The sequence below is a fragment of the Ruegeria hyattellae genome, assembly GCF_041537925.1.
Classification (GTDB): Bacteria; Pseudomonadota; Alphaproteobacteria; order Rhodobacterales; family Rhodobacteraceae; genus Ruegeria_C.
The window spans coordinates 10,141-36,092 of sequence record NZ_JBGOSH010000001.1 but is presented as its reverse complement, the minus strand read 5'-3'; the positions used below and the strand labels follow the sequence as shown (position 1 = coordinate 36,092).

Sequence of the window (25,952 nt, the reverse complement as noted above, 5' to 3'; positions counted from 1 at the left end):
ACTGTTGCTCGTAACACGTCCTTCATCTCTGGTGTCATTGGGTGCAATGACACCGTGCTGCATTCCCCTTTGCCCGGATTCCATACCCCCGCAAACAATGTGCCCTATACCGGTCCCCAACGAAAAGGTGGTCGAGGTGCCAAGCACCGTGCCAATACCCCCAGCACGATGCGACACCCCGGCCTCCCCATTCGGGTTTCCCCGAATCCGGCCAAGACTGTTTGTTTGCGATGAAACCTTACCCACAAGACCGCAAGACGCACCCATGCCGGAAGTGTCACGCGGCAGTCCCGCGATCCTTTCCGTGCCTGAGATGTTGCGACTGCGCGTCATATTCGTCTCCGCAATAGGTTATGCTGGCCTCCAACACTCAGAGACCTCGCCCATCCGCAGGACAGCCCGACCCGATCCAACGCCGCACGCAACGACGAAAGCGAACAAAAGGGGTATACAACGATACCAATTAACATCCGGCACACCTCTCGGCATACCGGTCAAGCACTCGTCACACGGCGAAAAAATACCGCTTGCGACGTCGCGCCCCCCTCTTGCATCTTCCGATGCGTTTTTGTGCGGTCGCCCCCGTGACCAACTCAAACCGCCCCCCAGTCGGGCTGTTTCATGGATAGCGAAGAGCGCGCGCTCAAAAAAGGAAAAATGTCACATAAATTTTTTCCAAACATCTCAGGTACGAAGTTTAAGTCGTGCGGTGACCGAAACCTCCTCGCCCTTTGGTTGATCACTGTTTCCTGATACCCAGGGTGACAACCTGCCCTTCATGCCTGTTTCGCAAGGCTGCAGCGGGCAGCAATACGCCCCGGACCAGGGGTGCGTTTGTCGCCGTAATGAGAACAACTCCATCTCCAACTCAACCGAACCGCACATAGCAATGTGATGCCTTTTTTTCGCCCCAATCCCCCAAATTGGTCGAACCAATGATCTGATAAAGCAGGGTATTTTTCTCTTTTCAGGAACAATCGGAATTTGAAGCCCCGCGATTCGGCTGACCTGCACGTCAGCTTCCATCACCACAGATCCGGGCAGCCGCAGCGCTGATGATGCTGACGCTTTCAATATCCGGACCGCAACAGGGGAACGGACCGGAAGCTTTTGGGTTGGTCCGATCGGCGGCAGATGAGGCCAATCTTAACGCGTATTAAGAAATCTTCATGTCCCCAAAAGAATCCCGAAAGGCACCTTGCCTATTTCAAGGTCGGACCCGGATTGAACCGGCGCCTATACAGGAGACTACCATGAGTGATCGCAGCCATTCCGGCTTACCTTCCAACCTTTCCAAATGGGCTGGCGCTTCGGCCTTGAGCGCGCTGCTGCTGACCGGTGCGGCGCTCCCTGCCGCCGCTGACGCGGCCCTGGCCGATCTGGTCGACGAAGTGTCGCCCTCGGTGGTGACCATTCTGGCCAAGCAGAAGGCCCAGCCGCAACCTGCCAACGCGCCGAATCCCGGCGCGACCGATCCCCGTTTCGATGAATTCTTCAAGCGCTTCGGTTTGCCCGAAGGCTCGTTCGGTGGCACACCGATGCCCTCCCCCGGGCCGCGCAGCGGTCTCGGCTCGGGCTTTGTGCTTGAAGAAGACGGGCTGATCGTGACCAACCATCATGTGGTCGAAGACGCCGACAGCATCACCGTGCGGCTGAGCGACGACCGTGAATACGATGCCGAAGTGGTCGGGACCGACCCGCTGACCGATCTGGCCGTGCTCAAGATCGTGGTCGACGAGCCGCTGCAGGCGGTGATATTCGGCGACAGCGAAGTCATCCGCGTCGGCGAGGACGTGGTGGCCGTGGGTAACCCGTTCGGGCTGAGCTCGACCGTGACCACCGGCATCATCTCGGCCAAGGGCCGCAACATCTCGGCCGGTCCTTACGCGGAGTTCCTGCAGACCGATGCCGCGATCAACAAGGGGAACTCGGGCGGGCCGCTTTTCAACATGGAAGGCGAAGTAGTCGGCGTGAACTCGGCCATCTATTCACCCTCGGGCGGCTCTGTTGGTCTGGGCTTCGCCGTGACCTCGAATATCGTCGAGGACATCGTGGCTGACCTTGTCGATGACGGCCAGGTGGATCGCGGCTGGCTGGGTGTGTCCATCCAGAACGTGAACCCCGAGATCGCCGCAGCGATGGGGCTGGAAACCGCACATGGCGCGTTGGTGTCGGATGTGGTCAAGGGCAGCCCGTCCGAGGGCATCCTGAAGACCGGCGACATCATCACCGGCTTCAATGGCGGCGCTGTCGATGACAGCTCCGACCTGCCCCGTCTGGTGGGCGGCACCCAAAGCGGCAAAGCCAGCGAGATCACCCTGATCCGCGACGGCAACGAACAGACCATGACGGTCACGCTGGGTGCGCATCAGGACAGCGCCAGCGCAGCAGATGTTCTCACCGACAAGGCAGACGACCCGAAACTGGGCGTCACGGTGGCCCCATTGGATCAGGCCGCACGGGCCGAGATCGGCGTCGGTGAGGACGTGAACGGCGTTGTCATCAAGTCGCTGGCCCCAGACAGCCCCGCGGCTGAGGCGGGACTGCGCGCGGGTGATGTGATCGTCCGCCTGGGCGACCAGGAGATCGAGACGCCCGAGGCGCTGATTAGCGCGCTGCAATCGGAAAAGACCGATCCGGCGCTGTTGCTGATCAACCGCTCGGGCAGCCAGATCTTTGTTCCGGTGCGGATCGCGTAAGACGATCCCACCCCAAGAACGACGCGCTGCCTGGGGAGGTGCAAGCGCGTTAGGTCCGGCGGGTCACTTCTGTCCCCGACCTGCCGGTCCTGCCGGGCGCCCCAAGAAGCGCCCGGTGCGTGCAATCCGATGAAACCCGGCCTATACCTTTTCCCAAGCACAGGATTGAACCCATGAGCAGACGCGTACTGATTGTCGAAGATGATGCGGAAACCCGTGATTTTGTTGCCAAAGGCTTCGCCGAAGAAGGCTTTGCGGTCGAAACCGCCGAAGACGGGCGCGAGGGGCTCTACCACGCGACCGATGGCGGGTTCGACGTGGTGATCGTCGATCGGATGATGCCCGGTCTCGACGGGCTTTCGCTGACCAAATCCATCCGCGCTGCAGGCCTGCAGACCCCGGTTCTGATGCTGACCGCCATGAGCGCGGTGGACGAGCGCGTCAAAGGACTGCGTGCCGGGGCCGATGACTATCTGGTCAAGCCGTTCTCGTTTCAGGAACTTCACGCCCGGATCGAGGCGCTGTTGCGCCGCCCGCAGGATACCGAAGAGACCGCGACGCTCACCTGCCGCGATCTCGAGATGGACCTGCTCAAGCGCAAGGTCACCCGCGACGGTCGCGACATCACCCTGACCCCACGCGAGTTCCAGATCTTGGAGTTCTTCCTGCGCCGCCAGAACCGGGTCATTTCGCGCACCATGCTGCTGGAAGGCGTCTGGGACTATCACTTCGACCCCAATACCAACATCGTGGATGTGCATATCTCGAAACTGCGCCGCCAGATTGATGAAGGGGCAGACATCCCACTGATCGAAACCGTGCGGGGCGCGGGGTATATCATGCGCGATGGCTGAATCCCTGTCGGTCTTTCGCAATGCGCGCACCCGGCTGGCCCTGGCCAGCATCGCGCTCAGCACCATCCTGACGGCGGCGGTGCTGGCGCTGGTCTATGTCAACGCCAATCGCACCATCTCAAGCGAGACCCGCAGTGTCGTGACCGCCGAACTAGCGGGGCTTGCCGATGAATACGAACGGCTGGGCATGATCGGTCTGATCACGGCGATCAAACGCCGGACCGTGAACGCCGCCGAACGCGACGCGATCTATCTGCTGACCAGCGCCGATGGTCGCGTTCTGGCCGGCAATCTCAGCCAGTGGCCCGAGGCGGTCGAGCCCGGCAGCGGCTGGGTCGAACTGACCCTGCAACGCCCCGATACCACCCAGACCCTGCCGGTCGCGGCGGCCTCGATCCGCCTGCGTCGTGGTGAAAGGTTGCTCGTCGGGCGCTACACGACCGAAGCGAGCAAATTCGATCAGGTGCTGTTGCAATCGGTAGGGCTGGCCCTACTGGCCTCGGTCGCGCTCAGCCTGCTGACGGGCTGGCTGTTGACGCGGCTGGTCTTCTCTCGGCTCGCCGACATCACCCGCACCGCGGATGAGATCATGTCGGGTGATCTGTCCCGGCGGATACCGCTGCGCGGCTCGGACGACGAGTTCGAGCGTATGGCCGCCACGCTCAACGACATGCTGGACCGGATCGAGCAACTGATCGGCAATCTGCGCATGACCACCAATTCGATCGCCCATGACCTCCGCTCACCGCTGTCGCGCTTGCGCCAGCGGGTTGAATTTCTGACCTCGGCGGAGCGCACCCCGGAAGAGCGCGAAATTGATGCTGCCCGCGCCATGGGCGAGGTCGACCACCTGCTGCGGGTATTCTCGCAACTGACCGAAATTTCGCGCGCCGAAGCGGGCCTGGGCCGCGAAGAGTTCGAGCCGCTGGACCTGACTCAGCTGGTTCATGACGTGATGGAGTTCTACGAACCCGTCGCCTTGGATAAGGGGATCACAATCGCCGAGGCGGGTACCGCCACGCAGGTGCGCGGCCATCGGACACTGATCGCGCAGGCGCTGTCGAACCTGCTGGAAAACGCTCTGCGCTATGCGCCGGAGGGCTCGGAAATCGAGATCACCGTCGCGGACGGGGCCGATCAAGTGACGCTTGGCGTCCGGGATGCCGGACCCGGTGTGGCCGAGGCGGATCTGGAAAAACTGGCGCAGCCCTTTGTCACTCTCGACCCCAGCCGCACCGAGAAGAATGCCGGTCTGGGTCTGGCGCTGGTTGCGGCCATCGCGCGGCTGCATGGCGGTGCGCTGGCACTTGCCAATGCAGAGCCGGGATTGGTTGCCGAATTGAGCTTCTCCCGCGTCTCCGGGTCGTAATGCGCCGTCAGCCCGTCACCGCAGGCAGGTTGGCATAGCCGCGAAATCGTATCCGACCGCCCCGCACCCGCCCCGGCAACAGGTGATAGTCTGGAAAGCGCCGCAGGAACCGACCCATCGCCACCCGGCCTTCAAGGCGCGCGAGGGTCAGCCCGACACAGACATGCGGCCCGCCCGCAAAGGCCAGATGCCGGTTCGGCTTGCGCGTGATGTCGAACCGCGTCGGGTGCTCGAACACAGCCGGGTCGCGATTGGCCGCCCCGATGCACAGATGCAAGTTGGTGCCCGCCGGAATCACCTGACCTTCGATCTCGATAACGGCGGCGGTCTCGCGATTGCCGAACTGGTTGGGCGAGCGGTACCTCAACACCTCTTCGACGGCAGAGGGCAGCAGGTCAGGCTCTGTCAGCAGGCGCGCACGCTGATCGGGATTATCGTGAAACAGTGCCAGGCCATTGCCGATCAGGTTGGTCGTGGTCTCATGGCCGGCATTCAGAATGAAAATGCAGTTCTGCAGCAATTCCGTCTCGGACAATTGCGCATCCGCCCCCTCACCCCGGATCAGCCGTGTCAGCACATCCGTTTCCGGATCGCCCGGATCGGCCCGGCGCCGCGCGACAAGGTCGGCCAGATAGGTTTTGAACGCCTCTACTGCCCTGTTGCCGCGCGCCAGTTGATTGTCGGTCAGGCTGGGCTCCAGCGCGCCCAGAATGGCCAGCGACCAGTCGCGCAGCGGTGCGCGTTCCGCCAGCGGTACGTCCAGCAGGTTGCCGATGATCTGGATCGGGATCGTGGCGGCGAAATCCTCGATCAGGTCAACTTGATCCTTCCCTGCCATCCCGTCCAGCAGGTGATCCACCGTCTCGATCAGCCCCGGCTCCATCTTCGCGATTGCGCGCGGGGTCAGCGCCGAGGTCATGATCCGCCGCACCCGTGTGTGCAGCGGCGGATCAGAGAAGACCAGCGAGGTGGTGTGATGCTCAAACAGCGGCGAACCTGCCCCGAATTTCGGACCAAACGCCGCTTTCTTGTCCGACGAATAAAGCGCCGTGTCGCGATAGATGCGGTCCAGATCCGTGTGGCGGCTGATCAGGACCGAGCCATCGGGTTGCGGCAGAACCGGCGCATGCGCAAGCAGCGCGTCATAGAAAACGAACGGATCGCGCAGGAAGGCCTCTGGCGCTTTGGCCAGATCGAAAACTTCGATATCAGCTCTGGTCGGCTCCAACTTCTACCCCGCTCCGCGCGATCCGTATCGATCGGGTCAGGTTACAGCAGGAAATCCGCTTCGGACAGTTGCAAGCTCTTTGTCAGCTCCAATCTGAAATCCGCGCCGCCGTCGCCATTGGTATCCGCTTCGACAATTGTGATACCCACATCGACATATGTGCGGACCGAAGCCACGCCGGGCGCGAAAATGTCGCCCTGCCTCAGCGTGGCCGGACCGTCGAACAGCTCCGACAGGTCAATCACATCGATTCCGGACTGGAAATAGTGGATACTGTCGACACCCATTTCGGTGTTGCTGTCAGAAGTTGAGATGAACTGGAAACGATCCGCGCCAAGGCCCCCATAGAGCTGGTCGGCGCCGAGCCCTCCGACGAGGACATCGTCCCCGGCACCACCTTTGAGCGTGTCTTGCCCTGGCAGGCCCGCAAGCCTGTCATTTCCAGCGCCGCCAAACAGTTCGTCCTTGCCGAAGCCAGCCAGCACAACGTCGTCATCATCGCCGCCCAGCAACGTATCGTCGCCGCTACCGCCATAGAGGTGATCCCGCCCCTGCAGCCCGGACACCCAATCGTTTCCGTTGCCGCATGCAAGTACGTCGTTCCCGGACCCGCCATAAAGCACGTCATTGCCGTCGCCGCCCTGCAGCGTGTCATTGCCGACGCCACCATAAAGCGAATCCCAGCCCTGATGCCCCAAAAGCTGGTCGTTTCCGTTGCCCCCGGCTAGGGCGTCCCTACCCCAGCTACCCAAAATCACGTCGTTGCCGTCATTGCCTTGCAAGCTGTCGTTGCCGAAACTGCCATAGAGGCTGTCCCGCCCGTCACCACCCGTAAGCCGGTCGTGATCGTCGGCACCGTAAAGCCTGTCATTGCCAAGGCCGCCGGTCAGCCTGTCATTGCCGTCTCTTCCGTCCAGAACGTCATGCCCCGCGCCGCCGTCCAGTTGGTTGTTCGCTTGGTTCCCCTTGATGACATCGTTTCCACCGCCACCACGGACATTTTCGATCAGTGCGCGGGTGTCGCCATCGACCAGTCGCGCATTTGCCACATTGCCTGTTGCGATCCGGTCGGGATCGCTCGAATATCGGTCGAGATCGGACAGCTGCGCTTGGGAAAACGTCGAGAACGCGCCGGGGCTCAGGTCGACCCGAAGATGGGTCGAATAGTTGCTCAGGTCATAGGTGTCATTGCCGTGACCATCCCAGATTGTGCGAAAGATCCGATTGCCCGCAGGGGCACCCTGCCCCTGTCCGTTGATCGACATCTCGCCGGAATTGGGGTTGAAGCCATAGGTCGTGTCACCGCTCCAGAGCTCGCCGGAGCTTGCATAATTCGCGCCATACAGGAACTGCATCGCCGCGATGTCGAGCTGCATGAAGGATTGTGGCCAGTCTATATGTCCGGTGTCATAGGAGTGGGTATCGGTGTCTCCAACATAGTCCGTATAGGTGACGACCGTGTATTCCAGACTGTCGAAGCCACTTGCCACAAATTCCGGATATTCATGGCCATGATCCAGACCCATCGCATGACCTATCTCATGCATGATGATGAGATGAGCTTCATTTCCGGCCACCGGGTCTACAACCAGCGTGCCAAGCGAAATATTGCCTGCCAGTTGTTCTTCGCCCGGCAACAGCGCGTACCCTCCGTCAATAGACGGATCCATGGCGATCTGTATCGGGGCTTTGGTACTGCCGCTTTCATAAATCGAGATGTCGGTGAATCCGGCAATTTCGGAAAATGCCTTTGCAACACCCAACTGCACATTTGTAGTAGCAGGTCTCAATCCGGCAAAGTCCGGATCGTAGTCAAACGCCCGCCTTACCGCAAAAGCGTCCGGAAAGCTAAAACTCAATTCGCGCAGCGTCGGTATTGGCCAAACAGGTGTGTTCGCGCCCTGTTCTCTGACGTCCCAATGAGAATTATATAACCACGGATCGAAAACCTCGGACGAGGACGGGGTGTAAACGGTCTTACCCATTACTACTACTGCTCCAGAACATTCGCAGGTGCCGACAACGGCACATTCTTAGTCAACACTAACGCAAAGCTTGTACTTCCAACTCGCCCTAAATGTGAACATGAGATATGGCGAGATCAGGGAATTTCGGTGAAATTTCCGCGCGACAGTTACACGTGACATGACCGCCGCGCCAAAATAAGGTCGGCCCATGTCGAACCCCATCTCCTCGATCCGCAACCTTGGTCCCGCTTACGAGGAAGCCTGCACACGCGCAGGCATTCACAGCGCCGAAGAGCTGCGCGAACTTGGGGCTGATGCGGCCTATGCGCGGTTGCTACAATCAGGCTCGCGGCCGCATTTCATCGGCTACTACGTGCTGGTCATGGCCTTGCAGGGCCGTCCTTGGAACGACTGCAAGGGCAAGGAAAAGGCCGAGCTGCGCACGCGCTTTGATGCGCTGGTGGCCAGTTCATATGACAAAGGCCGCTCCGATTTCGAAGCGGCCCTTGATGCGATTGGGGTGATCGAAAAGCCGGGTTAGCCGACCAGTTCGATACCCGAGAAGAAATAGGCGATCTCAACCGCGGCGGTTTCCGGCGCGTCCGAACCGTGGACCGAGTTCTCGCCGACCGATTCCGCAAACTCGGCGCGGATGGTGCCGGGGGCTGCGTCTGCGGGGTTGGTGGCGCCCATGACTTCGCGGTTCTTAGCAATGGCGCCCTCGCCTTCCAGAACCTGCACGACCACCGGGGCCGAGGACATGAACTCGCACAGTTCGTCATAGAACGGACGCTCGGCATGCACTTCGTAGAACTTGCCAGCTTGCGCCTTGGTCATGTGGATGCGCTTTTGCGCAACAACACGCAGGCCCGCGTCTTCGAACTTGGCATTGATCTTGCCGGTCAGGTTGCGGCGGGTTGCATCGGGCTTGATGATCGAAAAAGTGCGTTCCAGTGCCATGTGCGGCTCTCCTTGCTCTGACGGCGCAAGCGCGCCGGACTATTCCGCGCGCCGCCTAACACGGGAGACCGCGCGTGAAAAGTGCAATGATGCAAGCCGGCTCAGGTCACGTCCGGCAACGGGTCGCGCTGATCGACCCGCAATACGTATAGCGCTGACAAGAGCCCCAGCGCGCTTGACCCCAGCATCATTCCCAAAACGGTGAAAGGCGCTGTCTCAGGAGCGACAATGATCCCGGTGGCCGAGGTCAGCACCGCGCCCAGCACCACCACCAATGCACCCGACAGGCCCGAGGCGCTGCCAGCCAGATGCGGGCGCACCGACATCAGTCCGACAGTGGCGTTGGCCACGGTCAGCCCATTGCCGAACCCCACGAACACTGCAGCGCCGAAGAAGATCCAGACGGTGCCCTGCCCGGCGAAAAACAGGATCAGCCCGCCAAGCGGCCCGATGGTTGCCACCACGCGACCGGCGATGATCATCCAGATGAGCTTTGTGCGCGCGGCGATCAGACCGGTGACGAAATTGCCCACCATGAAGCCCGCGGTGATGATCCCGATGCCAAGCCCCAGCAGCGCCGGGCTTAGATCGAACCAGGCCGCCGCCACCAGCGGCGCACCGGTGATGAAGGCGTAAAACCCGCCGATCGAGAAGGCCGCGCACAGGCTATAGCCCCAGAACCGGCGCGATGCGAACAACTCGGGGTATTGCCGGATCTGCGCGCCAAAGGTTGCGGACGGCGTGGTATTGGTCTCGCCAAAATCGAACCAAAGCAGCGCCAGCAGACCGAACCCAAGGATCGAATAAAGCCAGAACGAGGCACGCCAGCCGAACAGCATTTCCAGCACGCCGCCCAGCATCGGCCCCAGCATCGGTGCCAGTGCCATCGCCATGGTGACATAGCCCAGCTTGCTGGCCGCCTCGTTGGGGGGATACATATCGCGGATGGCGGCGCGCGACACCACCTGACCAGCGACCACCATGGCCTGGATCATGCGAAAGATCAGAAAGACCTCGATCGTTTCCGCCAGCGCACAGCCGACCGAGGCCACGGCAAAGATCAGTGTGGAAACCAGCATCGCCGGACGCCGCCCGAAACGGTCCGAGAGCGGCCCGACCCCCAGTTGCATCACTGCCGAGACCAGCAGGTAGCCAGCGACCGACATGTTGACCACTGCGTAATCCGCGCCAAATGCCACGCTCATATGCGGCAGTGAGGGCAGGAACATGTTGACCGACAGCACCGAGATCGCCGTCGCAAGAACCAGCGTGATCAGATGCGGTGCAGTGCGGGTTGCGGCCATGACCTGCCGGTAGCACGGGGTCTGCACCTTGACCACCCCTACCCGCTGGCGGCTACCCAAGCGCTCTGTTAAGAGCCGGTCATGCTACGGATCGAAGACATATCCTATGCGGTCGAGGGACGGCCGCTTTTTGACGGCGCCAGCGCCACCATTCCCACCGGCCACAAGGTCGGTCTGGTCGGGCGCAACGGCACCGGCAAGACCACGCTGTTCCGGCTTATCCGGGGTGAGCTTGCGCTGGAATCAGGGCGCATCTCGATCCCGCGTCAGGCCCGCATCGGCGGGGTGGCGCAGGAAGCGCCCTCCTCCGATGTCTCACTGGTCGACACCGTTCTGGCCGCCGATACCGAGCGCAGCGCGCTGATGGCGGAATCAGACACCGCGCAGGACCCCGCCCGCATCGCCGATATCCAGACCCGGCTGGCGGATATCGACGCCTGGTCAGCCGAAGCGCGCGCCGCCTCGATCCTCAAGGGGCTGGGATTCGACGACGCGGATCAACTGCGCCCCTGCTCTGATTTCTCGGGCGGCTGGCGGATGCGGGTGGCGCTGGCCGCTGTTCTCTTTGCGCAACCCGATCTGCTGCTGCTGGACGAGCCGACTAACTATCTCGACCTCGAAGGCGCGCTGTGGCTGGAAAGCTATCTGGCAAGATACCCGCATACGGTCATCATCATCAGCCACGACCGGGGCCTGTTGAACCGCGCGGTGGGTGCGATCCTGCACCTGGAAGACCGCAAGCTCACCTACTACGCTGTTCCTTACGATAAATTCGCCGAACGCCGGGCTGAGCGGCTGGCCGCGGCACAGGCGGAAAACGCCAAGTCCAAGGCCCGCATCGCCCATCTGCAAAGCTTTGTGGACCGGTTCCGCTACAAGGCCTCCAAGGCGGTTCAGGCGCAATCACGGCTGAAGATGATCGAGCGTATTCAGCTGATCTCGACCCCGCAGGAGGCCGCGCTGCGGGCTTTCAGCTTTCCCGAACCCGAAGAGTTGTCGCCGCCCATCGTGACGCTCGAAGGCGGCGTGACGGGTTATGGTGAGACAGAGGTATTGCGACGGCTGGATCTGCGAATCGATCAGGACGACCGGATCGCGCTGTTGGGCAAGAACGGTCAGGGCAAATCGACTCTCTCGAAACTGCTGGCTGACCGCCTGCCGCTGATGGCGGGCAAGACCACAAGGGCAGGCAAATTGCGCGTGGGCTATTTCGCCCAGCATCAGGTCGATGAACTGCGCGTGGACGAAAGCCCGCTGGATCACCTGCGCCGCTTGCGTCCCGGTGAGGCGCCCGGCAAATGGCGCGCACGGCTTTCGGGCTTTGGCCTGAACGCGGATCAGGCGGAAACGCTGGTCGGGCGGCTATCGGGTGGGCAAAAGGCACGGCTCAGCCTGCTGCTGGCCACCCTCGACGCACCTCATATGCTGATCCTGGACGAACCCACCAACCACCTGGATATCGAAAGCCGCGAAGCCTTGGTCGAGGCGCTGACCGCCTATACCGGTGCGGTCATTCTGGTCAGCCACGACATGCATCTGCTGGGTCTGGTGGCAGATCGATTGTGGCTGGTCTCGGACGGGACAGTGAAGCCGTTTGAGGGTGATCTGGACGCCTATCGCACCATGCTGCTGGCGCGCGAGAAACCCACACGGAAACAGCCTCGCGTCGCCAAGCCCAAACGCCCCTCTCGCGACGCCATTCTGGCGCTGCGTATGGAGGTTCGCAAATGCGAAGAGCGCGTCGGCAAGCTGAGTGACATGCATGACAAGCTGTCCGTGAAACTGGCTGATCCTACGCTTTACGAGGATGACAGGGTCGGCGATCTTGAAGTCTGGAACCGCAAATTCACCGAAGTGGTTGAGGCGATGGAACGGGCCGAGGCGCTGTGGATCAAGGCCGCCGAGCGACTGGAATCAGCCGAGGCGGTGTCATGAGCGAACGGGTCAAGGGAACCAATGCGATGATCGCGGGCATGAATCCGGTGATGATGGCGGGCGAGTTCGCCTTTGTCGCCTGGCCCGCTGACACGCCATGGCCGGACGGTACCATCGCCAGCCATGCCGAACCTGAGGGGCTGTCTCTGATCGTACCCATGGCTGCAGCCCCGGCGCAAGTGGTGCCGATGCGCTGCATCACCCTGCAGGTCAACTCCTCGCTCGAAGGTGTCGGGCTGACCGCCGCTGTTTCCACCGCGCTGGCGCATGCCAACATTCCGGCCAATGTGGTTGCGGCCTATCACCATGACCATGTCTATGTGCCCGCCGACATGGCGGACCGGGCGCTGACGATACTGACAGACTTGCAAAAGGACTCGGCCCAATGATCGACATGGCTTTTCTGATCGCAGCCTTCACCACGCTTTTTGTGGTGATTGACCCGCCCGCGCAGACCTCTATCTTTCTGGCGATCACCCATGAGATGGATCTGCAGACCAAGCGGCGCATCGCGATCCGCGCCTGCATCACCGCGTCGCTGATCCTGATACTGTTCGCGGCCTTTGGCGAGGCGCTGTTGGGTTTCGTGGGCATCTCGATGTCTGCCTTCCGGGTAGCGGGAGGTGCGCTGCTGTTCCTGACCGCCATGGATATGCTGTTCGAACGGCGCACCAAACGTCGCGAGAATAGCGCCGAGGAAGAGGAGCACCCGGATCCGTCGATCTTTCCCCTCGCCATCCCGCTGATCGCGGGCCCCGGCGCCATTGCCTCGATCATCCTTCTGGCGGGGCAGAACCCTGGGATCGAGGGGCTTGCGGCGGTAGTTGCGGTGATGCTGGTAGTGATGGCGATCCTGCTGGTGTTCAACCTCAATTCCCACCTTCTGGGCCGGCTGCTGGGCAAGACCGGCCTGAACGTGGTCACGCGGCTCTTGGGCATGTTGCTGGCCGCGCTTGCGGTGCAGTTCATCCTTGATGGTCTGAGGGACTTTGGTTTCGCGGGTTGAACGCCTATATCGACCCTGTATCAGAGTGTTAGGTGGCGCGCATGGACGGCGACAACATTGCCCGGCTTGCTTATCTGTCCCTGCTCGGGGCGGTTTTGCTGTTCTGGTTCTTCACCCAGAACCGGCAGGGCATGAACAGGACCCTGCAACAGATTGCGGCATGGGCGTTTATTTTCATCGGCGTGATCGCCGCCTACGGGCTGTGGGAGGATATTCGTGGCAGCGTCGATCCGGGCCTGCGCATGAGCGTCAGCGACAGCGGCATCTCGGTCCCCCGCGCGCCGGACGGGCATTATTACCTGCAACTGATGGTCAACGGCAAACCGGTGGATTTCCTGGTCGATACCGGCGCCAGTCAGGTGGTGCTGACCCAGCGCGACGCGGACCGGGTGGGAATCGACACCGACGCGTTGAACTATTTCGGCCGCGCCATGACCGCCAATGGTGAGGTGCGCACAGCACCTGTCGAACTTGAGAGCATCGGGCTGGACGGGTTCACCGACAGCAACCTGACCGCCTGGATCAATGAGGGCGAAATGGATCAGTCGCTGCTGGGTATGGACTATCTGCAACGCTGGCCCAGCGTTCAGATCACCAACGGCGCGCTGATCCTGCAGCGCTAGAGCGACATTGTGTCATTAGGGTTCAAGGAACGGAAGTTTGCGGGCGCTGGCGGCGATTGTCCGGTTCGAGCCCAGGCTGACATTGTGCGCGAGTTGATGTCTGAAAGAGCAACAACAGTTCTTCAATCCACTTTTGATTGTAAAAACTGGCAGTCTCGTCACTTGGACCTGAAAACAGCACGCGCCACGCTGTTTAGATATGCGCCGCCGAAGTGGGTGTCGGGCTCGAGATAAGCGCTTTCCGCCCACTCGTTCCACGCATTCACGAACAGCATCCGCTCGCCAAAAAACGGGTTTGTTTCGCTTTTGGCCGCAAGCTTTGCTGTCCACTCCTCGAACTTTTTCGGTGTTGAGCCATGTATCACATGGCCCCGACCTGGTTGTCGCGGGTTTTTGTCCCAGTGCGGCATGACAGAACGCACCACCGGATAATCAGGATCGGGCTCGGCAAGCGATAGCTTGATCAATTCGTCATAATCGAAAATCGCTGATACGCAATTTGCATCGAATATTTGTTTCGGATTCAGGGCTTTGGTAAGTTGTTTGTTGTATTTGTTGGCAGTGAATTCGATCGCACCATCCAGCCCGTAGGGCCTTGGGTCCACAGCGGCATCGGTTTCGGCCATCGTCAGCAAGACATCGATATCGTAGCGTTCGCGCAATAACGTTCTGATGCGCAAAATCTGTTCTGAAGCCTCTGGCATAAAGCTCGGACGATAAATCGTGAAAAGCGGTCGATCCTGAATACGGATGTATCGCGGATCACGAAAGAACCGTGCAAGATCGTCAACCAGTTCGGAAGTCAGGTCGTCGCTGTATTTCTGTTCAGCAATGATCGATCGTTCTTTCCCGATCCAAGCCCGAGTCCAGGTCTCATTGCACCACATCAGGCTGAACGGGAAATCGACGTCCTTGTCCGCCAGCATACGCTCAATAGGTGCATCCATGAACGGCTGTCCGTCGAACCGATAGTAGTAATAGCAGAATCCATATATCCCGGCATTGCGCGCCATGCGAACCTGTCGCTTCTGAATGTCTCCCTGGGTAAGATCATAAAACCCGAGATCGCGCGGTATTCTCGGGGCGATGTGACCGCGATACCGTGGGATATTTCTAGAGAGATTTGTCCACTCAGTGAACCCGGCCCCCCAGTTCTTGTTATTTTCCTCGAACTCATGGAATTGCGGCAGATAGAACGCGATGACTTTCGTGTTGGGTGTCTTACCATCACCGATTGACGGATCGACCTCTTCAAAATCGTGGCCCGGTTGGAAGCTTCGATCGGCAGAAGCATAAACCTCCTGAAGAATGAGCTTGGATTTTGATCCCGGCCAAAGCCTCGCTAACGCACGCCGAATGGCGTGTCTGAACGGTCTTGTGGCCGTGCGCAATGTCACTCGGTTTCGCGAGGGTTTGTCGCTGGCGCTGGGCATGGATTTGTCTGTCCTCGATCAGTGGGTTTTGGATCTATCAGCTGACAAAGTTTCGAAGAAAAGGGCGCGCGTTGAATAGAAGTCCTGAGACTGCGGCTTCCTCGAAGTGGGCAGGTTGAGGGCGCATGACTTCAACTGCTGCGTCGCGCTTTGAGGTAATAGTTCAGGAAAAGAAAGCCGGGTGCGATTCCAAATTTTGCTAGCCGTTCCCAAGGGCGCGATCTGTTCAGGTACCAGCCTCCTGAACAGTCTTCCAGTTCAAGCCCGCCACATGTCACAAGTTCCCTGGCGGTTTGTTTGACGAACCACCTCAGATGTGTCCGATCCAAAATGCCGCTATTCTGTAATCGAAACCGCCCTTTGAAGAACAGCGGAAAGGTTAATCCGTGGTATCGTGCATTCGGAACGCTGACGATCAAGGTCCCACCCGCGCTCAGACGTTCCGAGCATTTTTGGACGACCGACCACGGGTCTACCAAATGTTCCAGAACATCCAGGCACAGAATAGTATCGAACGTGCCGCCAGCTTCGTCCAACTTATCCCAAACGCGTGGATCTTCAATTTCTCCTGGAACAAACAAATCAACCGACTCTTCTGGTGATCCATCCGCCCTGTCGATCAAAGCCACGAATTCGCCGCCTAAATGCTCTTTTATAAATACCGCCGTGGCTCCGATACCTCCGCCGACATCCAGAATTCGTCCGGGTTTTTTATCGCAAAGATGCAAGACGTCGGTTCGAACGTTGGTGTGGTAGCTGACACTCACCTTATGCTTGCCATCATCGCTTTTCATCAGATGTTCCCATTGCCCAAATCGCTCTGCCAGACTGCATACCGATATTCTTCAGGGAGTCCATGTTGGATCATCAACAGAAGCGCTCGTTTTTTTGACCAGCCAAGTATGCCCCATCTTCCACACATATCCTCGGGCAGAGCAAACACGCTAACACTCATCTGATGGCGAAGGTTTGTGTTGTCCGCAAGACGAGGTCTGGCTGGCCTCAAGACAGGCCCAAACCGATTATCCTGCGCTCTCCGCATTCTTCTCCCACCGACCCGATTCCTCGGACCAGTATTGCGCTGCGCAGCCGGCTTCAGTCAGGGCTTTCCACTGCCCCCGCGCACATTGCACGGCCTCGGGGTCGTTGCCGTCAAACAGGATGCAGACCCGTTCCAGCGCCTCGATTTCCTTGGGCGTGATCTCTGCCCCGTCAATCGCCATGATGCAGGCTGGATCGTTGACGGCCTCGGCGCTGTCAGTCAGCAGGATGGGTTGGGCCGCGTCATGCGGCCCGCCCGCGCGGCCATGCGGCAGGAACTCCTCTTCGGGTCCAAGCCAAAGCCGCTCATCCAGCCAGTCCAGCCGCCCCGGATCCGTTCCGCGCACCGCAACCCGCCAGCCCGCACCGCGGGCCTTGTCCAGCAGCACCGGCAGCGTCTGTTCCAGCGGGTGCCGGGTCAGGTGATAGAAATAGACGGCCCCCATCTCAGCCCTGCTCGAACTTGTCCCGTATCAGACGGTTGAGCGCCATCACACCCCAGCCGGTCGCACCCTTGGGTGCATAAGCCGTCTCTCCCTTGACCGAGGCGACCCCGGCGATGTCGAGGTGAATCCACGGCGTTTCCTCTTTCACGAACCGGGCCAGGAATTGCGCGGCGGTGATCGAGCCCGCCGGGCGACCGCCGATATTCTTCATATCGGCAATCCGGGATTTCAGCAGATCGTCATAGGCCTTGCCCAGCGGCATCCGCCAGGCGCCTTCATTCTCGGCGCCAGCCGCCTTGAGGAAGCCATTGCACAGCTCGTCATTGTTGGAGAACACACCGGCATTCTCATGTCCCAACCCGATAATAATCGCGCCGGTCAATGTCGCCAGATCGATCATGCCCGCCGGTTTGAACCGCTCCTGCGCGTACCACATCACGTCACACAGAACGAGGCGGCCCTCGGCGTCGGTATTGATCACCTCGACCGTGTCGCCCTTCATCGAGGTGACGACGTCGCCGGGACGTGTTGCATTGCCCGAGGGCATGTTTTCCACCAGGCCGATCAGGCCCACCACATTTGCCTTGGCCTTGCGCAGGGCCAGTGCTTTCATGGTGCCCGCGACAACGCCCGCACCGCCCATATCCATGGTCATGTCTTCCATGCCTGCCGACGGCTTGAGCGAGATGCCCCCGGTGTCGAACACCACGCCCTTGCCGACCAGCGCCAGCGGCGCGTCATCCTTAGCACCGCCTTTCCATTGCATCACCGCCACTTTCGACGGGCTATCGGACCCCTGCCCGACGCAGAGCAGCGTGCGCATACCAAGCTTGGCCAGCTTATCCTCTTCGAGAATTTCGACCTCGACGCCAAGCTCGCTCAGGGCGCTGACGCGGTCGGCGAATTCCGTGGTGGTCAGCACATTGGCCGGTTCGTTGATGAGATCGCGGGTCATGTGCACACCCTCGGCAATCGCCAGCAGCGGAGCTGCGGCCTCTGCAACCTCATCGGATTTGGAATGCGCGATCAATACATCACCCCGATCCTCAGCATCGGCTGTTTTGTGCGCGTCGAAACCGTAGCTGCGCAGGGCGATGCCAAGCGCCAGTTCCTCGGCCTTGTTCTGGCCGCCCGCCATGATCTGCATCGACGCCGTGCCCTTGGCCTTGGCAAGTGCGGCACCTGCCTTGCGCGCCTCGACCACGGACGGACGGCGCGGCAGGACCAGCACATCCAGCGCTTCGGCCTGCATACCCGCGGGCCAGGCCAGCGTGATCACCTGGCCGGGTTTGGCCTTTCCGAACTTCTCGCTTTCAACAAGACGTGCCACGCCACCTTTTGTCAGCCGGTTGGCGCGCCGTGCCGCCGGGTCCAGCTTGCCTTCGGGAGGCACGATGATGACCACCCGCCCTGTAGCTTCGGCGATGGTGTCGAGATCGGTGGGCTGGAAATGGATCGGGATCAGGCTGCTCATCTGCGGCTCCTTGATGTCAATTGCCCCAAGAGGTAACGCGATGCCCCCCCCTTGACCAGATAGCAGTTTTCCCGGCGCCTCATTTGATCTAATGTCCGGCGAAAAGAAACTATTGGCAGGTTCGAGGGGATCGCAGTGACACGATACGACAGATATGTGCTGTCGCAATTTCTGCTCTTCTTCGGGTTTTTCGCCCTGATTCTGGTTGCCGTCTTCTGGATCAACCGGGCGGTATCGCTATTCGACAAGCTGATCAGCGATGGCCAGTCGGCGCTGGTGTTTCTGGAGTTCACCGCCCTTGCCCTGCCCAACCTCATCCGCATGGTGCTGCCGCTGGCGGCGTTCGCAGCAGCGGTCTATGTCACCAACCGGCTCAAGAATGACAGCGAATTGACGGTAATGCAGGCCACCGGATCCGGCCCGTGGCGACTGGCGCGGCCCGCCATCGCTTTTGGCCTCGTGACCGCCCTGATGATGAGCCTGCTGACCCATCTGCTGCTGCCCACCTCGATCAAGCAGCTTGAGATGCGCCAATCCGAGGTGGCTCGAAATGTCACCGCGCGCCTGCTGACCGAGGGCAGCTTCCTGCATCCCGCCGATGGCGTCACCTTCTATATCCGGCAGATCGACCCGGACGGCACGCTGAACGACGTGTTCCTGTCAGATCGCCGCGATTCGGCGGAAAGCACCATCTATACCGGAGCCAAGGCCTTTCTGGTGCGCGATGGCGACAATGCCAACCTGATCATGGTGGACGGGCTGGCGCTGCGGCTCGACCACGCCGGCAACACCCTGTCCTCGACCGCCTTCTCCGATTTCTCCTATGACATCACCAGCCTGATCCGCCGCAGCGAAAGCCAGCGCCGCAGCATACGTGCCATCCCGACGAGTGAGATGATTCGCGATCCCGAGGGGATCGAGGAAAAGGACGGGCTCAGCGCGGGCAAGGTCTCCGAAGAGCTGCATCTGCGCTTTGCCCGGGCGCTGGTGTGCATTGCGGTGACGATGATCGGTTATGCCACGCTGATGCTGGGCGGATTCTCGCGGTTCGGCGTTTGGCAGCAGGCGCTGTTGGCGTTTCTGATCCTCGTCTGCCTCGAGGTGCTGCGCGGGGTGGTGTCGGATGCAGTGCTGCAGGATGCCAGCCTCTGGCCACTGATCTATCTGCCAACCGTGCTGGGGATCGCCATTGCTTGCCTGTTTCTGCAGTTCGGATCGCGGCCGCTATCGGTCATCCTGCGCAGATCGCGCCAAGGCGGAGGGCAGCCAACATGATTCTTGACCGTTATTTCGCTCGCCGCTTCGTGCAGGGGTTTTTGGTGATCGGAATGGTCTTTCTGACCCTGATCCTGCTGATCGACCTGATCGAACAGCTGCGCCGGTTTGAGGGGGACGATGTCGGCTTTGGCAAGATTGTCACCCTGACCCTGCTGAGCGCCCCTGCCGCGATCAGCGAAATCCTGCCCCTGCTGATGATATTGTCGACAATCGTACTGTTTGTTGGTCTAGCGCGCAGTTCCGAACTGGTGGTGGCACGCGCCACCGGTCGGTCGGGGCTGCGGGTGCTGGTCGCGCCCGTGCTGGTTGCGGCCTGTATCGGAGGGCTTGCAGTGTCGACCCTTAACCCGATCGTGGCGGCCACGTCCGAACGGGTGCAAATTTTGGGCGACACTTATCGCAATGGCGGCCCCTCTGTTCTGTCGCTGAGCGGCGAGGGCCTGTGGCTGCGCCAGGGCGACGATCGCGGCCAATCCGTCATCCACGCGACCGGCTTCGAAGAAGACAGCCGCACCTTGCTGGGCGTTACCATCCTGACCTATGCCCCCGACGGCGGGCCGCTGCGGCAGATCAATACCGAAAGCGCCCAGCTAGTTGGTGAAGAATGGATCCTGCGCAACGCAAAGGTCTGGCCGCTGATCGAGGGGATCAACCCCGAAACCAATGCCGCCTACCATGACGAGCTTGAGATCGGGACGACCCTGACAGAAGAGCGCATCCGCGACAGTATTGGACGGCGGCAAAGCATTTCGATCTACGATCTGCCCGAGATGATCCGCCAGTTGGGCAAGGCCGGGTTTTCAACCAAACGGCACGAGGTCTGGTTCCAGGTCGAACTGGCCCGGCCGCTCTTCCTGATCTCGATGGTCCTGATCGGCGCCGCCTTCACTATGCGACATACGCGCTTTGGCGGCACCGGCGTCGCGGTTCTGGCTTCGGTGCTGCTGGGCTTCACGCTCTATTTCATTCGCAACTTCGCCCAGGTGCTGGGTGAAAACGGGCAGATCCCCGCGGCGCTCGCCGCCTGGGCCCCGCCAGCCGCCGCAATCATGCTGGCGCTGGGTCTGCTGCTTCATGCAGAGGACGGATAATGCCCCGACTGCCCCTCGCTCTGTTGCTTGCCTGCCTCGCCGCGGCACCCGCCGCCCAGGCGCAGAGCACCTCCCTGCCCCCCGGGTCCCAGACGCAAGAACAAACCCCGGCGCTGCTGGTTGCTGACCAGGTCTTCATCACTCCGGAACGCCAGTTGATCGCCGAAGGCAATGTCGAGGCATATCAGGGTGAGGTGCGCCTGCGGGCACAAAAGATCACCTTCGACCGCGAAAGCGGCACCCTGTCGATCGAAGGACCCATCCGCATCGATCAGGGCGGCGAGATCACCATTCTGGCCGACGCCGCCGAAATGGATCAGGGGTTGCAGAACGGCCTGCTGCGCGGCGCCCGCATGGTGTTCGAACAGCAGGTGCAATTGGCCTCGCTGCAAATGACCCGCGTCGGTGGCCGCTATACGCAGCTTTACAAGACCGCGGTGACCTCGTGTCATGTCTGCGAGGATGGCCGCCCGCCGCTCTGGCAGATCCGGGCGCAGAAAGTGACCCACGATCAGGCCGAGCGTCAGCTCTATTTCGAAGGCGCACAGTTCCGGGTTCTGGATGTGCCGATTTTCTATTTTCCGGCGCTGCGCCTGCCCGACCCAACCCTGAAACGCGCAAACGGGTTTCTGGTTCCGTCGATCCGGTCCACCTCACAATTGGGGGTTGGGGTGCGCGTGCCCTATTTCTTCAAGCTCGGCGATCACCGGGACCTGACGCTGACTCCCTATCTGTCGTCGAAAACCACGACGCTGGGCTTCCGCTACCGGCAGGCCTTCCGGCGCGGCCGCATCAACATCAACGGTGCCTTCACCCGCGACGACATCCTGAAGGGCGAAGACCGGGGCTATCTTTTTGCCGATGGGATCTTCGCGCTGAAAAACGGCTACCGCCTCGGATTTGATATCAAAACCGTGTCCGATGACGGCTATCTGCTGGATTACGGCCTTCCCGATTACGACCGCCTGCGCAGCCAGATCGCACTGGAGCGCACCACCCGCGACGAGGCGTTTCTAGGCCGGTTTATCCACTACAAATCGTTGCGGGATGACGAGGTAGACGATGAATCCGGCGCACAGATTTTCGACCTGGACTATCAACGCCGCTATTTTCCCGACCGAATTGGTGGCGAACTTCTCCTGGGTTTCGAGGGCCATGCACACCGCATTGATACCGAGGAGGAAGTTGTCGGCCGTGATCTGGCCCGCGCGACAGCCGATGTAGCATGGGATCGCTACTGGATCCTTGGACAGGGGTTGCGCACCGAGCTGCATCTGGGCACATCTGTAGATGGGTTCAAGTTTTTCGACGACGACGTCAATCCCGACAACGTCCTGCGTGCCACGCCCCGCGCGGCGCTCACTCTGCGTTATCCGATGACCCGGCAGGAAAAGAACGGCGCGACACAATATCTTGAGCCGATCGCACAGCTGGGCTGGACCAATGTAACCAACTCTGACGTACCAAATGAGGAAAGCGGCTTCGTCGAGTTCGACCAGGGCGACTTGCTGCGCCTGTCGCGCTTTCCGGCACCGGATGTTCGCGAGGATGGCGCAACCTTCGTCTATGGCCTGAACTGGGCCCGCTACGATCCGGCTGGCTGGCAGGCCTATGCCACAATCGGTCAGGTCTTCCGGCAATACGCAAACCCGAACTTCACCAAGACATCGGGGCTACAGGGCACGTCGTCGGATATACTGCTGGCCGGGCAGATCCGTATGAATAACGGTCTGGCCCTGACCACGCGCGGTATCCTGAGCGGGGAACTCAATTTCGACAAGGCCGAAGTGCGGGCGGACTGGTTCAGCGACCGGCTGAACTTCAGCAGCACCTATCTCTGGCTTGGGCGCGACCCGCAGGAAGACCGCGACATGGCGGTGTCCGAGGTGTGGTTCGACGGCGGCTATCAAGTCGACCCGAACTGGCGAGCGCTGGCGGATCTGCGCTATGACATCCAAGACTCGCGTGCGGTGCGGACCGGGATCGGGGCGATCTACAAGAACGAATGCCTCACCATTAACATTTCCCTGAGCCGCCGCTATACATCCTCAACCAGCGTGGAACCTTCCACGGATTTCGGAATCTCGCTTTCTCTGGACGGATTTGCCGTCGAAGGCGCAAGCAAAGAATACAGGCGATCATGCAGAAAATCCTGAAACGGCTGACAAGACCTCTTGCGCTCGGCACGGGCCTGACGCTGAGCGTGATCCTAACGCAGGGTGCGGTACAGGCGCAGGGCCTGTTCTCTCCTGCAATCCGCGTCAATCAGGAGATCATCACGAATTTCGAGCTTGAGCAGCGCATCATGTTCATGGACATCCTCAACCTGCCCGGCGATCCCGAAACAGACGCGCGCGAAGCGCTGATTGACGACCGTCTGCGGCAGCAGGTGATCAGCGAGGCCGGAATGGAGGTGGCGCCCGAGGACGTGCAACTTGGAATCGACGAATTTGCCAGCCGGGCCGATCTAACCAGCGAAGAGTTCATCAAGGCGCTGAACGATGTTGGAATCTCGCAGGAAACACTGCGCGACTTTGTCCGCAGCCAACTGGCCTGGCGTGATTATGTTCAGGCCCGTTACCTGTCACAGGCCCGTCCCACCCAGCAGGAGATAGACCGCGCCCTGGGTCAGGCCGGCGGGAGTGGCGGGTTGCGGGTGCTGATGTCCGAGGTGATCATTCCGATCACCCCGCAAACCCTTGCCCAGGCCGAAGACCTGGCGGCGGAGATATCGCAGGTCAAAGGATATGACGCCTTTTCATCCGCCGCGGCGCAATATTCCGCCTCTGACACCCGCGACAATGGCGGCCGCCTTGACTGGCTGCCGATCACCCAGATCCCACCGGCATTGCAGCCTTCGATCCTGGCTCTGGCACCGGGTGACATTACCTCTCCGATCCCGCTGCCCAACGCCATCGCCCTGTTTCAAATGCGCGGCATTCAAGAAGTCGCCGCCAGCGCCCCGCGCTACGCGACGATCGACTATGCCACCTATTTCATTCCCGGCGGCCGCACTCCCGAAGCGCTGTCGAAGGCCGCCGAAATCGCGGACCGGATTGACAATTGTGATGACCTCTACGGCATTGCCAAAGGTCAGCCAGAAACCGTGCTGGACCGCAAGAGCGCAAAGCCCTCGGAAATTCCGAAGGATATCGCGCTGGAACTGGCCAAGCTTGACCCGGATGAGGTTTCGACCACGTTGACCCGCAACAACGGCCAGACGCTGGTGCTGCTCATGCTCTGCAGCCGGACCCGCGATCTGGGCGACGATGCCTCGCGCGAGGATGTGGCCCGCGCCCTGACCGAACAGCGCCTGAATGCCTTTGCCGCCAGCCTGCTGGAACAGCTGCGCGCCGACGCGGTAATCGTCGAGCAATGACCAACCTGCCCATCGCGCTCAGCTGCGGCGAACCGGCTGGGATCGGACCGGAGATCGCGCTGAGCGCATGGCAAGCCCTGCGCGACACCTGCCCCTTTGTCTGGATCGGTGATCCGCGCCACCTGCCTGCCGGTGCGCCGGTGGTGACCGTCGCCGACCCGGCCACCGCCGGGGCGATCTCGGCCTCGGCTCTGCCAGTTCTGCCGCTGTCCCTTGCGGGCGACGCCACCCCCGGCCAACCCGACCCGCGCAACGCCGAGGGCGTTATCTCGGCCATTGAAGCGGGCGTCGAACTGGTGCGCTCGGGGCACGCCTCGGCGCTGTGTACCGCACCGATCCACAAAAAGGCGCTGATCGACGGTGCCGGGTTCGCCTATCCCGGCCATACCGAATTTCTTGCGGCTCTGGGCGAGGTTGACCGGGTGGTGATGATGCTGGCCAGCGAAGCGCTGCGCGTCGTGCCCGCCACGATCCACATCCCGCTCGCGCAGGTACCCACGGCCCTTACTCCCGACCTGCTGCGCGAGACCGTCAATATTACTGCGCAAGGCCTCAGGGATCAATTCGGCATCGCGCAACCCAGGATCGCCGTCGCCGGTCTCAACCCACATGCGGGCGAAGGCGGCGCGATGGGGCAGGAAGAGCTGGATTGGATCGTGCCACTGATCGCGCAGATGCAGGACGAAGGTCTACGCATCACCGGACCGCATCCGGCCGATACAATGTTCCACGCCGCCGCACGCGCGCACTATGACGCCGCCATCGCGATGTATCACGATCAGGCACTGATCCCGATCAAGACGCTGGATTTCGACCGGGGCGTGAATGTCACCCTCGGCCTGCCCTTCATCCGCACCTCGCCCGATCACGGCACCGCCTTCGACATCGCGGGGAAAGGCATCGCCAATCCCTCCAGCCTGATCGAGGCGCTAAAACTGGCGCAGCGCATGGCCCTGACACGCCAAGGCCCACCCCAATGAGCGCTATTGATAGCCTGCCCCCTCTGCGCGAGGTCATCGCGAGTCATCAGTTGTCTGCGCGCAAATCACTGGGCCAGAACTTTCTGCTGGACCTGAACCTGACCGCCAAGATCGCCCGGCAAGCGGGGGACTTGTCGCAATGTGACGTGCTTGAAATCGGCCCCGGTCCCGGCGGTCTGACTCGCGGCCTGCTGTCCGAAGGCGCGCGCCGTGTGCTGGCGGTGGAAAAGGACACGCGCTGCATCCCGGCACTGCAAGAGATCGCCGCCGCCTATCCCGGACGGCTGGACATCCTCAATGGCGACGCTCTCGAGATCGACCCGCTGACCCATCTGACGCCGCCGATTCGAGTCGCGGCCAACCTGCCCTACAATATTGGCACCGAATTGCTGGTGCGCTGGCTGACACCAAATGACTGGCCGCCCTTCTGGCAAAGCCTGACGCTGATGTTCCAGCGCGAGGTTGCCGAACGCATCGTGGCCCGACCCGGCAGCAAGGCCTATGGGCGGCTTGCCATTCTTGCCCAATGGCGCGCCGAGGCGCGGATCGTGCTGTCGCTGCCACCAGGCGCCTTCACCCCGCCGCCGAAAGTCTCCAGCGCGGTGGTTCATCTGACCGCCCTGCCCGCGCCGCGCTACCCGGCCGATGCAAACGTGCTGAGCCGCGTGGTCGCCGCCGCCTTCAACCAGCGTCGCAAAATGCTGCGCGCCGCACTCAAGGGCGTTAGCCCTGATATTGAGGAACGTCTGCTGGCCGCGGGAATCAATCCAACCGAGCGCGCCGAACAGGTCTCGCTTGAGGCATTCTGTAACCTGGCCCGTCAGATCGCGACGTCCTGAGCCCCCCTTTCCGCACCAATTGCTCATATCTACGAAACAATGACGC

22 protein-coding genes are annotated in these 25,952 nt (G+C 61.1%); 14 read left to right on the top strand and 8 right to left on the bottom strand.

Annotation, left to right across the window (positions count from 1 at the left end; all coding sequences use genetic code 11):
- Nucleotides 1-1,253 precede the first annotated feature (1,253 nt).
- The 3 genes from AB1E33_RS00180 (at nucleotide 1,254) to AB1E33_RS00170 (ending at nucleotide 4,922) form a co-directional block, all read left to right on the top strand.
- Nucleotides 1,254-2,699: a Do family serine endopeptidase gene (locus AB1E33_RS00180; RefSeq protein ID WP_372575239.1), complete on the top strand. Its 1,446-nt coding sequence runs from the start codon at nucleotides 1,254-1,256 to the stop codon at nucleotides 2,697-2,699.
- A gap of 173 nt (nucleotides 2,700-2,872) precedes the next feature.
- On the top strand, nucleotides 2,873-3,553 hold the full coding sequence (locus tag AB1E33_RS00175) for a response regulator transcription factor (RefSeq protein ID WP_372575238.1): 681 nt from the start codon (nucleotides 2,873-2,875) through the stop codon (nucleotides 3,551-3,553).
- Nucleotides 3,546-4,922: a sensor histidine kinase gene (locus AB1E33_RS00170; RefSeq protein WP_372575237.1), complete on the top strand. Its 1,377-nt coding sequence runs from the start codon at nucleotides 3,546-3,548 to the stop codon at nucleotides 4,920-4,922. The genes AB1E33_RS00175 and AB1E33_RS00170 overlap by 8 nt, the downstream gene beginning before the upstream one ends.
- A gap of 7 nt (nucleotides 4,923-4,929) precedes the next feature.
- On the opposite strand, the gene AB1E33_RS00165 is transcribed toward AB1E33_RS00170, so the two are convergent.
- Together AB1E33_RS00165 and AB1E33_RS00160 are read right to left on the bottom strand one after the other, a co-directional pair.
- The gene (locus tag AB1E33_RS00165) at nucleotides 4,930-6,150 is read right to left on the bottom strand and encodes a cytochrome P450 (RefSeq protein WP_372575236.1); all 1,221 of its coding nucleotides are present in this window, start codon (nucleotides 6,148-6,150) and stop codon (nucleotides 4,930-4,932) included.
- A gap of 41 nt (nucleotides 6,151-6,191) precedes the next feature.
- On the bottom strand, nucleotides 6,192-8,135 hold the full coding sequence (locus AB1E33_RS00160; RefSeq protein WP_372575235.1) for a M10 family metallopeptidase C-terminal domain-containing protein: 1,944 nt from the start codon (nucleotides 8,133-8,135) through the stop codon (nucleotides 6,192-6,194).
- A 190-nt stretch (nucleotides 8,136-8,325) separates the two neighbouring features.
- On the opposite strand from AB1E33_RS00160, the gene AB1E33_RS00155 reads away from it, so the two are divergent.
- The gene (locus tag AB1E33_RS00155) at nucleotides 8,326-8,658 is read left to right on the top strand and encodes a TfoX/Sxy family protein (RefSeq protein WP_372575234.1); all 333 of its coding nucleotides are present in this window, start codon (nucleotides 8,326-8,328) and stop codon (nucleotides 8,656-8,658) included.
- On the opposite strand, the gene ndk is transcribed toward AB1E33_RS00155, so the two are convergent.
- Both ndk and AB1E33_RS00145 read right to left on the bottom strand, forming a co-directional pair.
- Nucleotides 8,655-9,077 carry a nucleoside-diphosphate kinase gene (gene ndk / locus AB1E33_RS00150; RefSeq protein ID WP_372575233.1) on the bottom strand — a complete coding sequence of 141 codons (423 nt, stop codon included), beginning with the start codon at nucleotides 9,075-9,077 and terminating at the stop codon, nucleotides 8,655-8,657. The two genes, AB1E33_RS00155 and ndk, sit on opposite strands and share 4 nt — an antisense overlap.
- Before the next feature lie 101 nt (nucleotides 9,078-9,178).
- Nucleotides 9,179-10,381 (bottom strand): multidrug effflux MFS transporter, encoded by a 1,203-nt coding sequence (locus AB1E33_RS00145; protein ID WP_372575941.1) that lies wholly within the window; start codon nucleotides 10,379-10,381, stop codon nucleotides 9,179-9,181.
- 81 nt (nucleotides 10,382-10,462) lie between these two features.
- Here AB1E33_RS00145 and AB1E33_RS00140 point away from each other — a divergent pair, with 81 nt between their 5' ends.
- The 4 genes from AB1E33_RS00140 to AB1E33_RS00125 are packed head-to-tail and all read left to right on the top strand — an operon-like array spanning nucleotide 10,463 to nucleotide 13,945.
- The gene (locus tag AB1E33_RS00140; RefSeq protein WP_372575232.1) at nucleotides 10,463-12,316 is read left to right on the top strand and encodes an ABC-F family ATP-binding cassette domain-containing protein; all 1,854 of its coding nucleotides are present in this window, start codon (nucleotides 10,463-10,465) and stop codon (nucleotides 12,314-12,316) included.
- Complete coding sequence (locus tag AB1E33_RS00135) at nucleotides 12,313-12,705, top strand: ACT domain-containing protein (RefSeq protein WP_372575231.1); 393 nt, start codon at nucleotides 12,313-12,315, stop codon at nucleotides 12,703-12,705. The genes AB1E33_RS00140 and AB1E33_RS00135 overlap by 4 nt, the downstream gene beginning before the upstream one ends.
- Nucleotides 12,702-13,322, top strand: coding sequence for a MarC family protein (locus tag AB1E33_RS00130; protein WP_372575230.1), 621 nt, complete (start codon nucleotides 12,702-12,704; stop codon nucleotides 13,320-13,322). The genes AB1E33_RS00135 and AB1E33_RS00130 overlap by 4 nt, the downstream gene beginning before the upstream one ends.
- A 41-nt stretch (nucleotides 13,323-13,363) precedes the next feature.
- Nucleotides 13,364-13,945, top strand: coding sequence for a retropepsin-like aspartic protease family protein (locus tag AB1E33_RS00125; RefSeq protein WP_372575229.1), 582 nt, complete (start codon nucleotides 13,364-13,366; stop codon nucleotides 13,943-13,945).
- 158 nt (nucleotides 13,946-14,103) lie between these two features.
- Here AB1E33_RS00125 and AB1E33_RS00120 read toward each other — a convergent pair whose 3' ends face one another.
- The 4 genes from AB1E33_RS00120 to AB1E33_RS00105 form a co-directional block, all read right to left on the bottom strand.
- Nucleotides 14,104-15,378, bottom strand: a complete 1,275-nt coding sequence (locus AB1E33_RS00120) for a glycoside hydrolase family 99-like domain-containing protein (protein ID WP_372575228.1) — start codon at nucleotides 15,376-15,378, stop codon at nucleotides 14,104-14,106.
- A gap of 131 nt (nucleotides 15,379-15,509) precedes the next feature.
- A complete protein-coding gene (locus AB1E33_RS00115) occupies nucleotides 15,510-16,172 on the bottom strand; it encodes a class I SAM-dependent methyltransferase (RefSeq protein ID WP_372575227.1) in 663 nt (220 codons plus the stop codon).
- A gap of 228 nt (nucleotides 16,173-16,400) precedes the next feature.
- Complete coding sequence (locus AB1E33_RS00110; protein WP_372575226.1) at nucleotides 16,401-16,865, bottom strand: DNA polymerase III subunit chi; 465 nt, start codon at nucleotides 16,863-16,865, stop codon at nucleotides 16,401-16,403.
- 1 nt (nucleotide 16,866) lies between these two features.
- Nucleotides 16,867-18,339, bottom strand: coding sequence for a leucyl aminopeptidase (locus AB1E33_RS00105; protein WP_372575225.1), 1,473 nt, complete (start codon nucleotides 18,337-18,339; stop codon nucleotides 16,867-16,869).
- A gap of 135 nt (nucleotides 18,340-18,474) precedes the next feature.
- Between AB1E33_RS00105 and lptF the strand changes: the two genes are divergently transcribed.
- The 6 genes from lptF to rsmA are packed head-to-tail and all read left to right on the top strand — an operon-like array spanning nucleotide 18,475 to nucleotide 25,906.
- Nucleotides 18,475-19,614: an LPS export ABC transporter permease LptF gene (gene lptF, locus AB1E33_RS00100; protein WP_372575224.1), complete on the top strand. Its 1,140-nt coding sequence runs from the start codon at nucleotides 18,475-18,477 to the stop codon at nucleotides 19,612-19,614.
- Complete coding sequence (gene lptG / locus AB1E33_RS00095) at nucleotides 19,611-20,708, top strand: LPS export ABC transporter permease LptG (protein WP_372575223.1); 1,098 nt, start codon at nucleotides 19,611-19,613, stop codon at nucleotides 20,706-20,708. Before lptF ends, lptG begins: the two co-directional genes overlap by 4 nt.
- Nucleotides 20,708-22,864: an LPS-assembly protein LptD gene (locus tag AB1E33_RS00090; RefSeq protein WP_372575222.1), complete on the top strand. Its 2,157-nt coding sequence runs from the start codon at nucleotides 20,708-20,710 to the stop codon at nucleotides 22,862-22,864. Before lptG ends, AB1E33_RS00090 begins: the two co-directional genes overlap by 1 nt.
- Entirely contained in the window at nucleotides 22,849-24,087 is a 1,239-nt protein-coding gene (locus AB1E33_RS00085; protein ID WP_372575221.1) for a peptidylprolyl isomerase, read from the top strand. Before AB1E33_RS00090 ends, AB1E33_RS00085 begins: the two co-directional genes overlap by 16 nt.
- Nucleotides 24,084-25,067 carry a 4-hydroxythreonine-4-phosphate dehydrogenase PdxA gene (gene pdxA / locus AB1E33_RS00080; protein WP_372575220.1) on the top strand — a complete coding sequence of 328 codons (984 nt, stop codon included), beginning with the start codon at nucleotides 24,084-24,086 and terminating at the stop codon, nucleotides 25,065-25,067. Before AB1E33_RS00085 ends, pdxA begins: the two co-directional genes overlap by 4 nt.
- On the top strand, nucleotides 25,064-25,906 hold the full coding sequence (gene rsmA, locus AB1E33_RS00075; RefSeq protein ID WP_372575219.1) for a 16S rRNA (adenine(1518)-N(6)/adenine(1519)-N(6))-dimethyltransferase RsmA: 843 nt from the start codon (nucleotides 25,064-25,066) through the stop codon (nucleotides 25,904-25,906). The genes pdxA and rsmA overlap by 4 nt, the downstream gene beginning before the upstream one ends.
- Nucleotides 25,907-25,952: the final 46 nt, after the last annotated feature.

What these genes read in the sequence shown, in the direction of transcription:
- AB1E33_RS00125 (WP_372575229.1), top strand. Translation starts at nt 13,364, where the DNA reads ATGGACGGCGACAACATTGCCCGGCTTGCTTATCTGTCCCTGCTCGGG.
- AB1E33_RS00105 (WP_372575225.1), bottom strand. Translation starts at nt 18,339, where the DNA reads ATGAGCAGCCTGATCCCGATCCATTTCCAGCCCACCGATCTCGACACC.
- ndk (WP_372575233.1), bottom strand. Translation starts at nt 9,077, where the DNA reads ATGGCACTGGAACGCACTTTTTCGATCATCAAGCCCGATGCAACCCGC.
- lptG (WP_372575223.1), top strand. Translation starts at nt 19,611, where the DNA reads ATGATTCTTGACCGTTATTTCGCTCGCCGCTTCGTGCAGGGGTTTTTG.
- AB1E33_RS00130 (WP_372575230.1), top strand. Translation starts at nt 12,702, where the DNA reads ATGATCGACATGGCTTTTCTGATCGCAGCCTTCACCACGCTTTTTGTG.
- AB1E33_RS00145 (WP_372575941.1), bottom strand. Translation starts at nt 10,381, where the DNA reads ATGGCCGCAACCCGCACTGCACCGCATCTGATCACGCTGGTTCTTGCG.
- pdxA (WP_372575220.1), top strand. Translation starts at nt 24,084, where the DNA reads ATGACCAACCTGCCCATCGCGCTCAGCTGCGGCGAACCGGCTGGGATC.
- AB1E33_RS00085 (WP_372575221.1), top strand. Translation starts at nt 22,849, where the DNA reads ATGCAGAAAATCCTGAAACGGCTGACAAGACCTCTTGCGCTCGGCACG.
- AB1E33_RS00090 (WP_372575222.1), top strand. Translation starts at nt 20,708, where the DNA reads ATGCCCCGACTGCCCCTCGCTCTGTTGCTTGCCTGCCTCGCCGCGGCA.
- AB1E33_RS00180 (WP_372575239.1), top strand. Translation starts at nt 1,254, where the DNA reads ATGAGTGATCGCAGCCATTCCGGCTTACCTTCCAACCTTTCCAAATGG.
- AB1E33_RS00170 (WP_372575237.1), top strand. Translation starts at nt 3,546, where the DNA reads ATGGCTGAATCCCTGTCGGTCTTTCGCAATGCGCGCACCCGGCTGGCC.
- AB1E33_RS00175 (WP_372575238.1), top strand. Translation starts at nt 2,873, where the DNA reads ATGAGCAGACGCGTACTGATTGTCGAAGATGATGCGGAAACCCGTGAT.
- AB1E33_RS00140 (WP_372575232.1), top strand. Translation starts at nt 10,463, where the DNA reads ATGCTACGGATCGAAGACATATCCTATGCGGTCGAGGGACGGCCGCTT.
- AB1E33_RS00115 (WP_372575227.1), bottom strand. Translation starts at nt 16,172, where the DNA reads ATGAAAAGCGATGATGGCAAGCATAAGGTGAGTGTCAGCTACCACACC.
- AB1E33_RS00110 (WP_372575226.1), bottom strand. Translation starts at nt 16,865, where the DNA reads ATGGGGGCCGTCTATTTCTATCACCTGACCCGGCACCCGCTGGAACAG.
- AB1E33_RS00120 (WP_372575228.1), bottom strand. Translation starts at nt 15,378, where the DNA reads ATGCCCAGCGCCAGCGACAAACCCTCGCGAAACCGAGTGACATTGCGC.
- AB1E33_RS00155 (WP_372575234.1), top strand. Translation starts at nt 8,326, where the DNA reads ATGTCGAACCCCATCTCCTCGATCCGCAACCTTGGTCCCGCTTACGAG.
- AB1E33_RS00160 (WP_372575235.1), bottom strand. Translation starts at nt 8,135, where the DNA reads ATGGGTAAGACCGTTTACACCCCGTCCTCGTCCGAGGTTTTCGATCCG.
- AB1E33_RS00135 (WP_372575231.1), top strand. Translation starts at nt 12,313, where the DNA reads ATGAGCGAACGGGTCAAGGGAACCAATGCGATGATCGCGGGCATGAAT.
- rsmA (WP_372575219.1), top strand. Translation starts at nt 25,064, where the DNA reads ATGAGCGCTATTGATAGCCTGCCCCCTCTGCGCGAGGTCATCGCGAGT.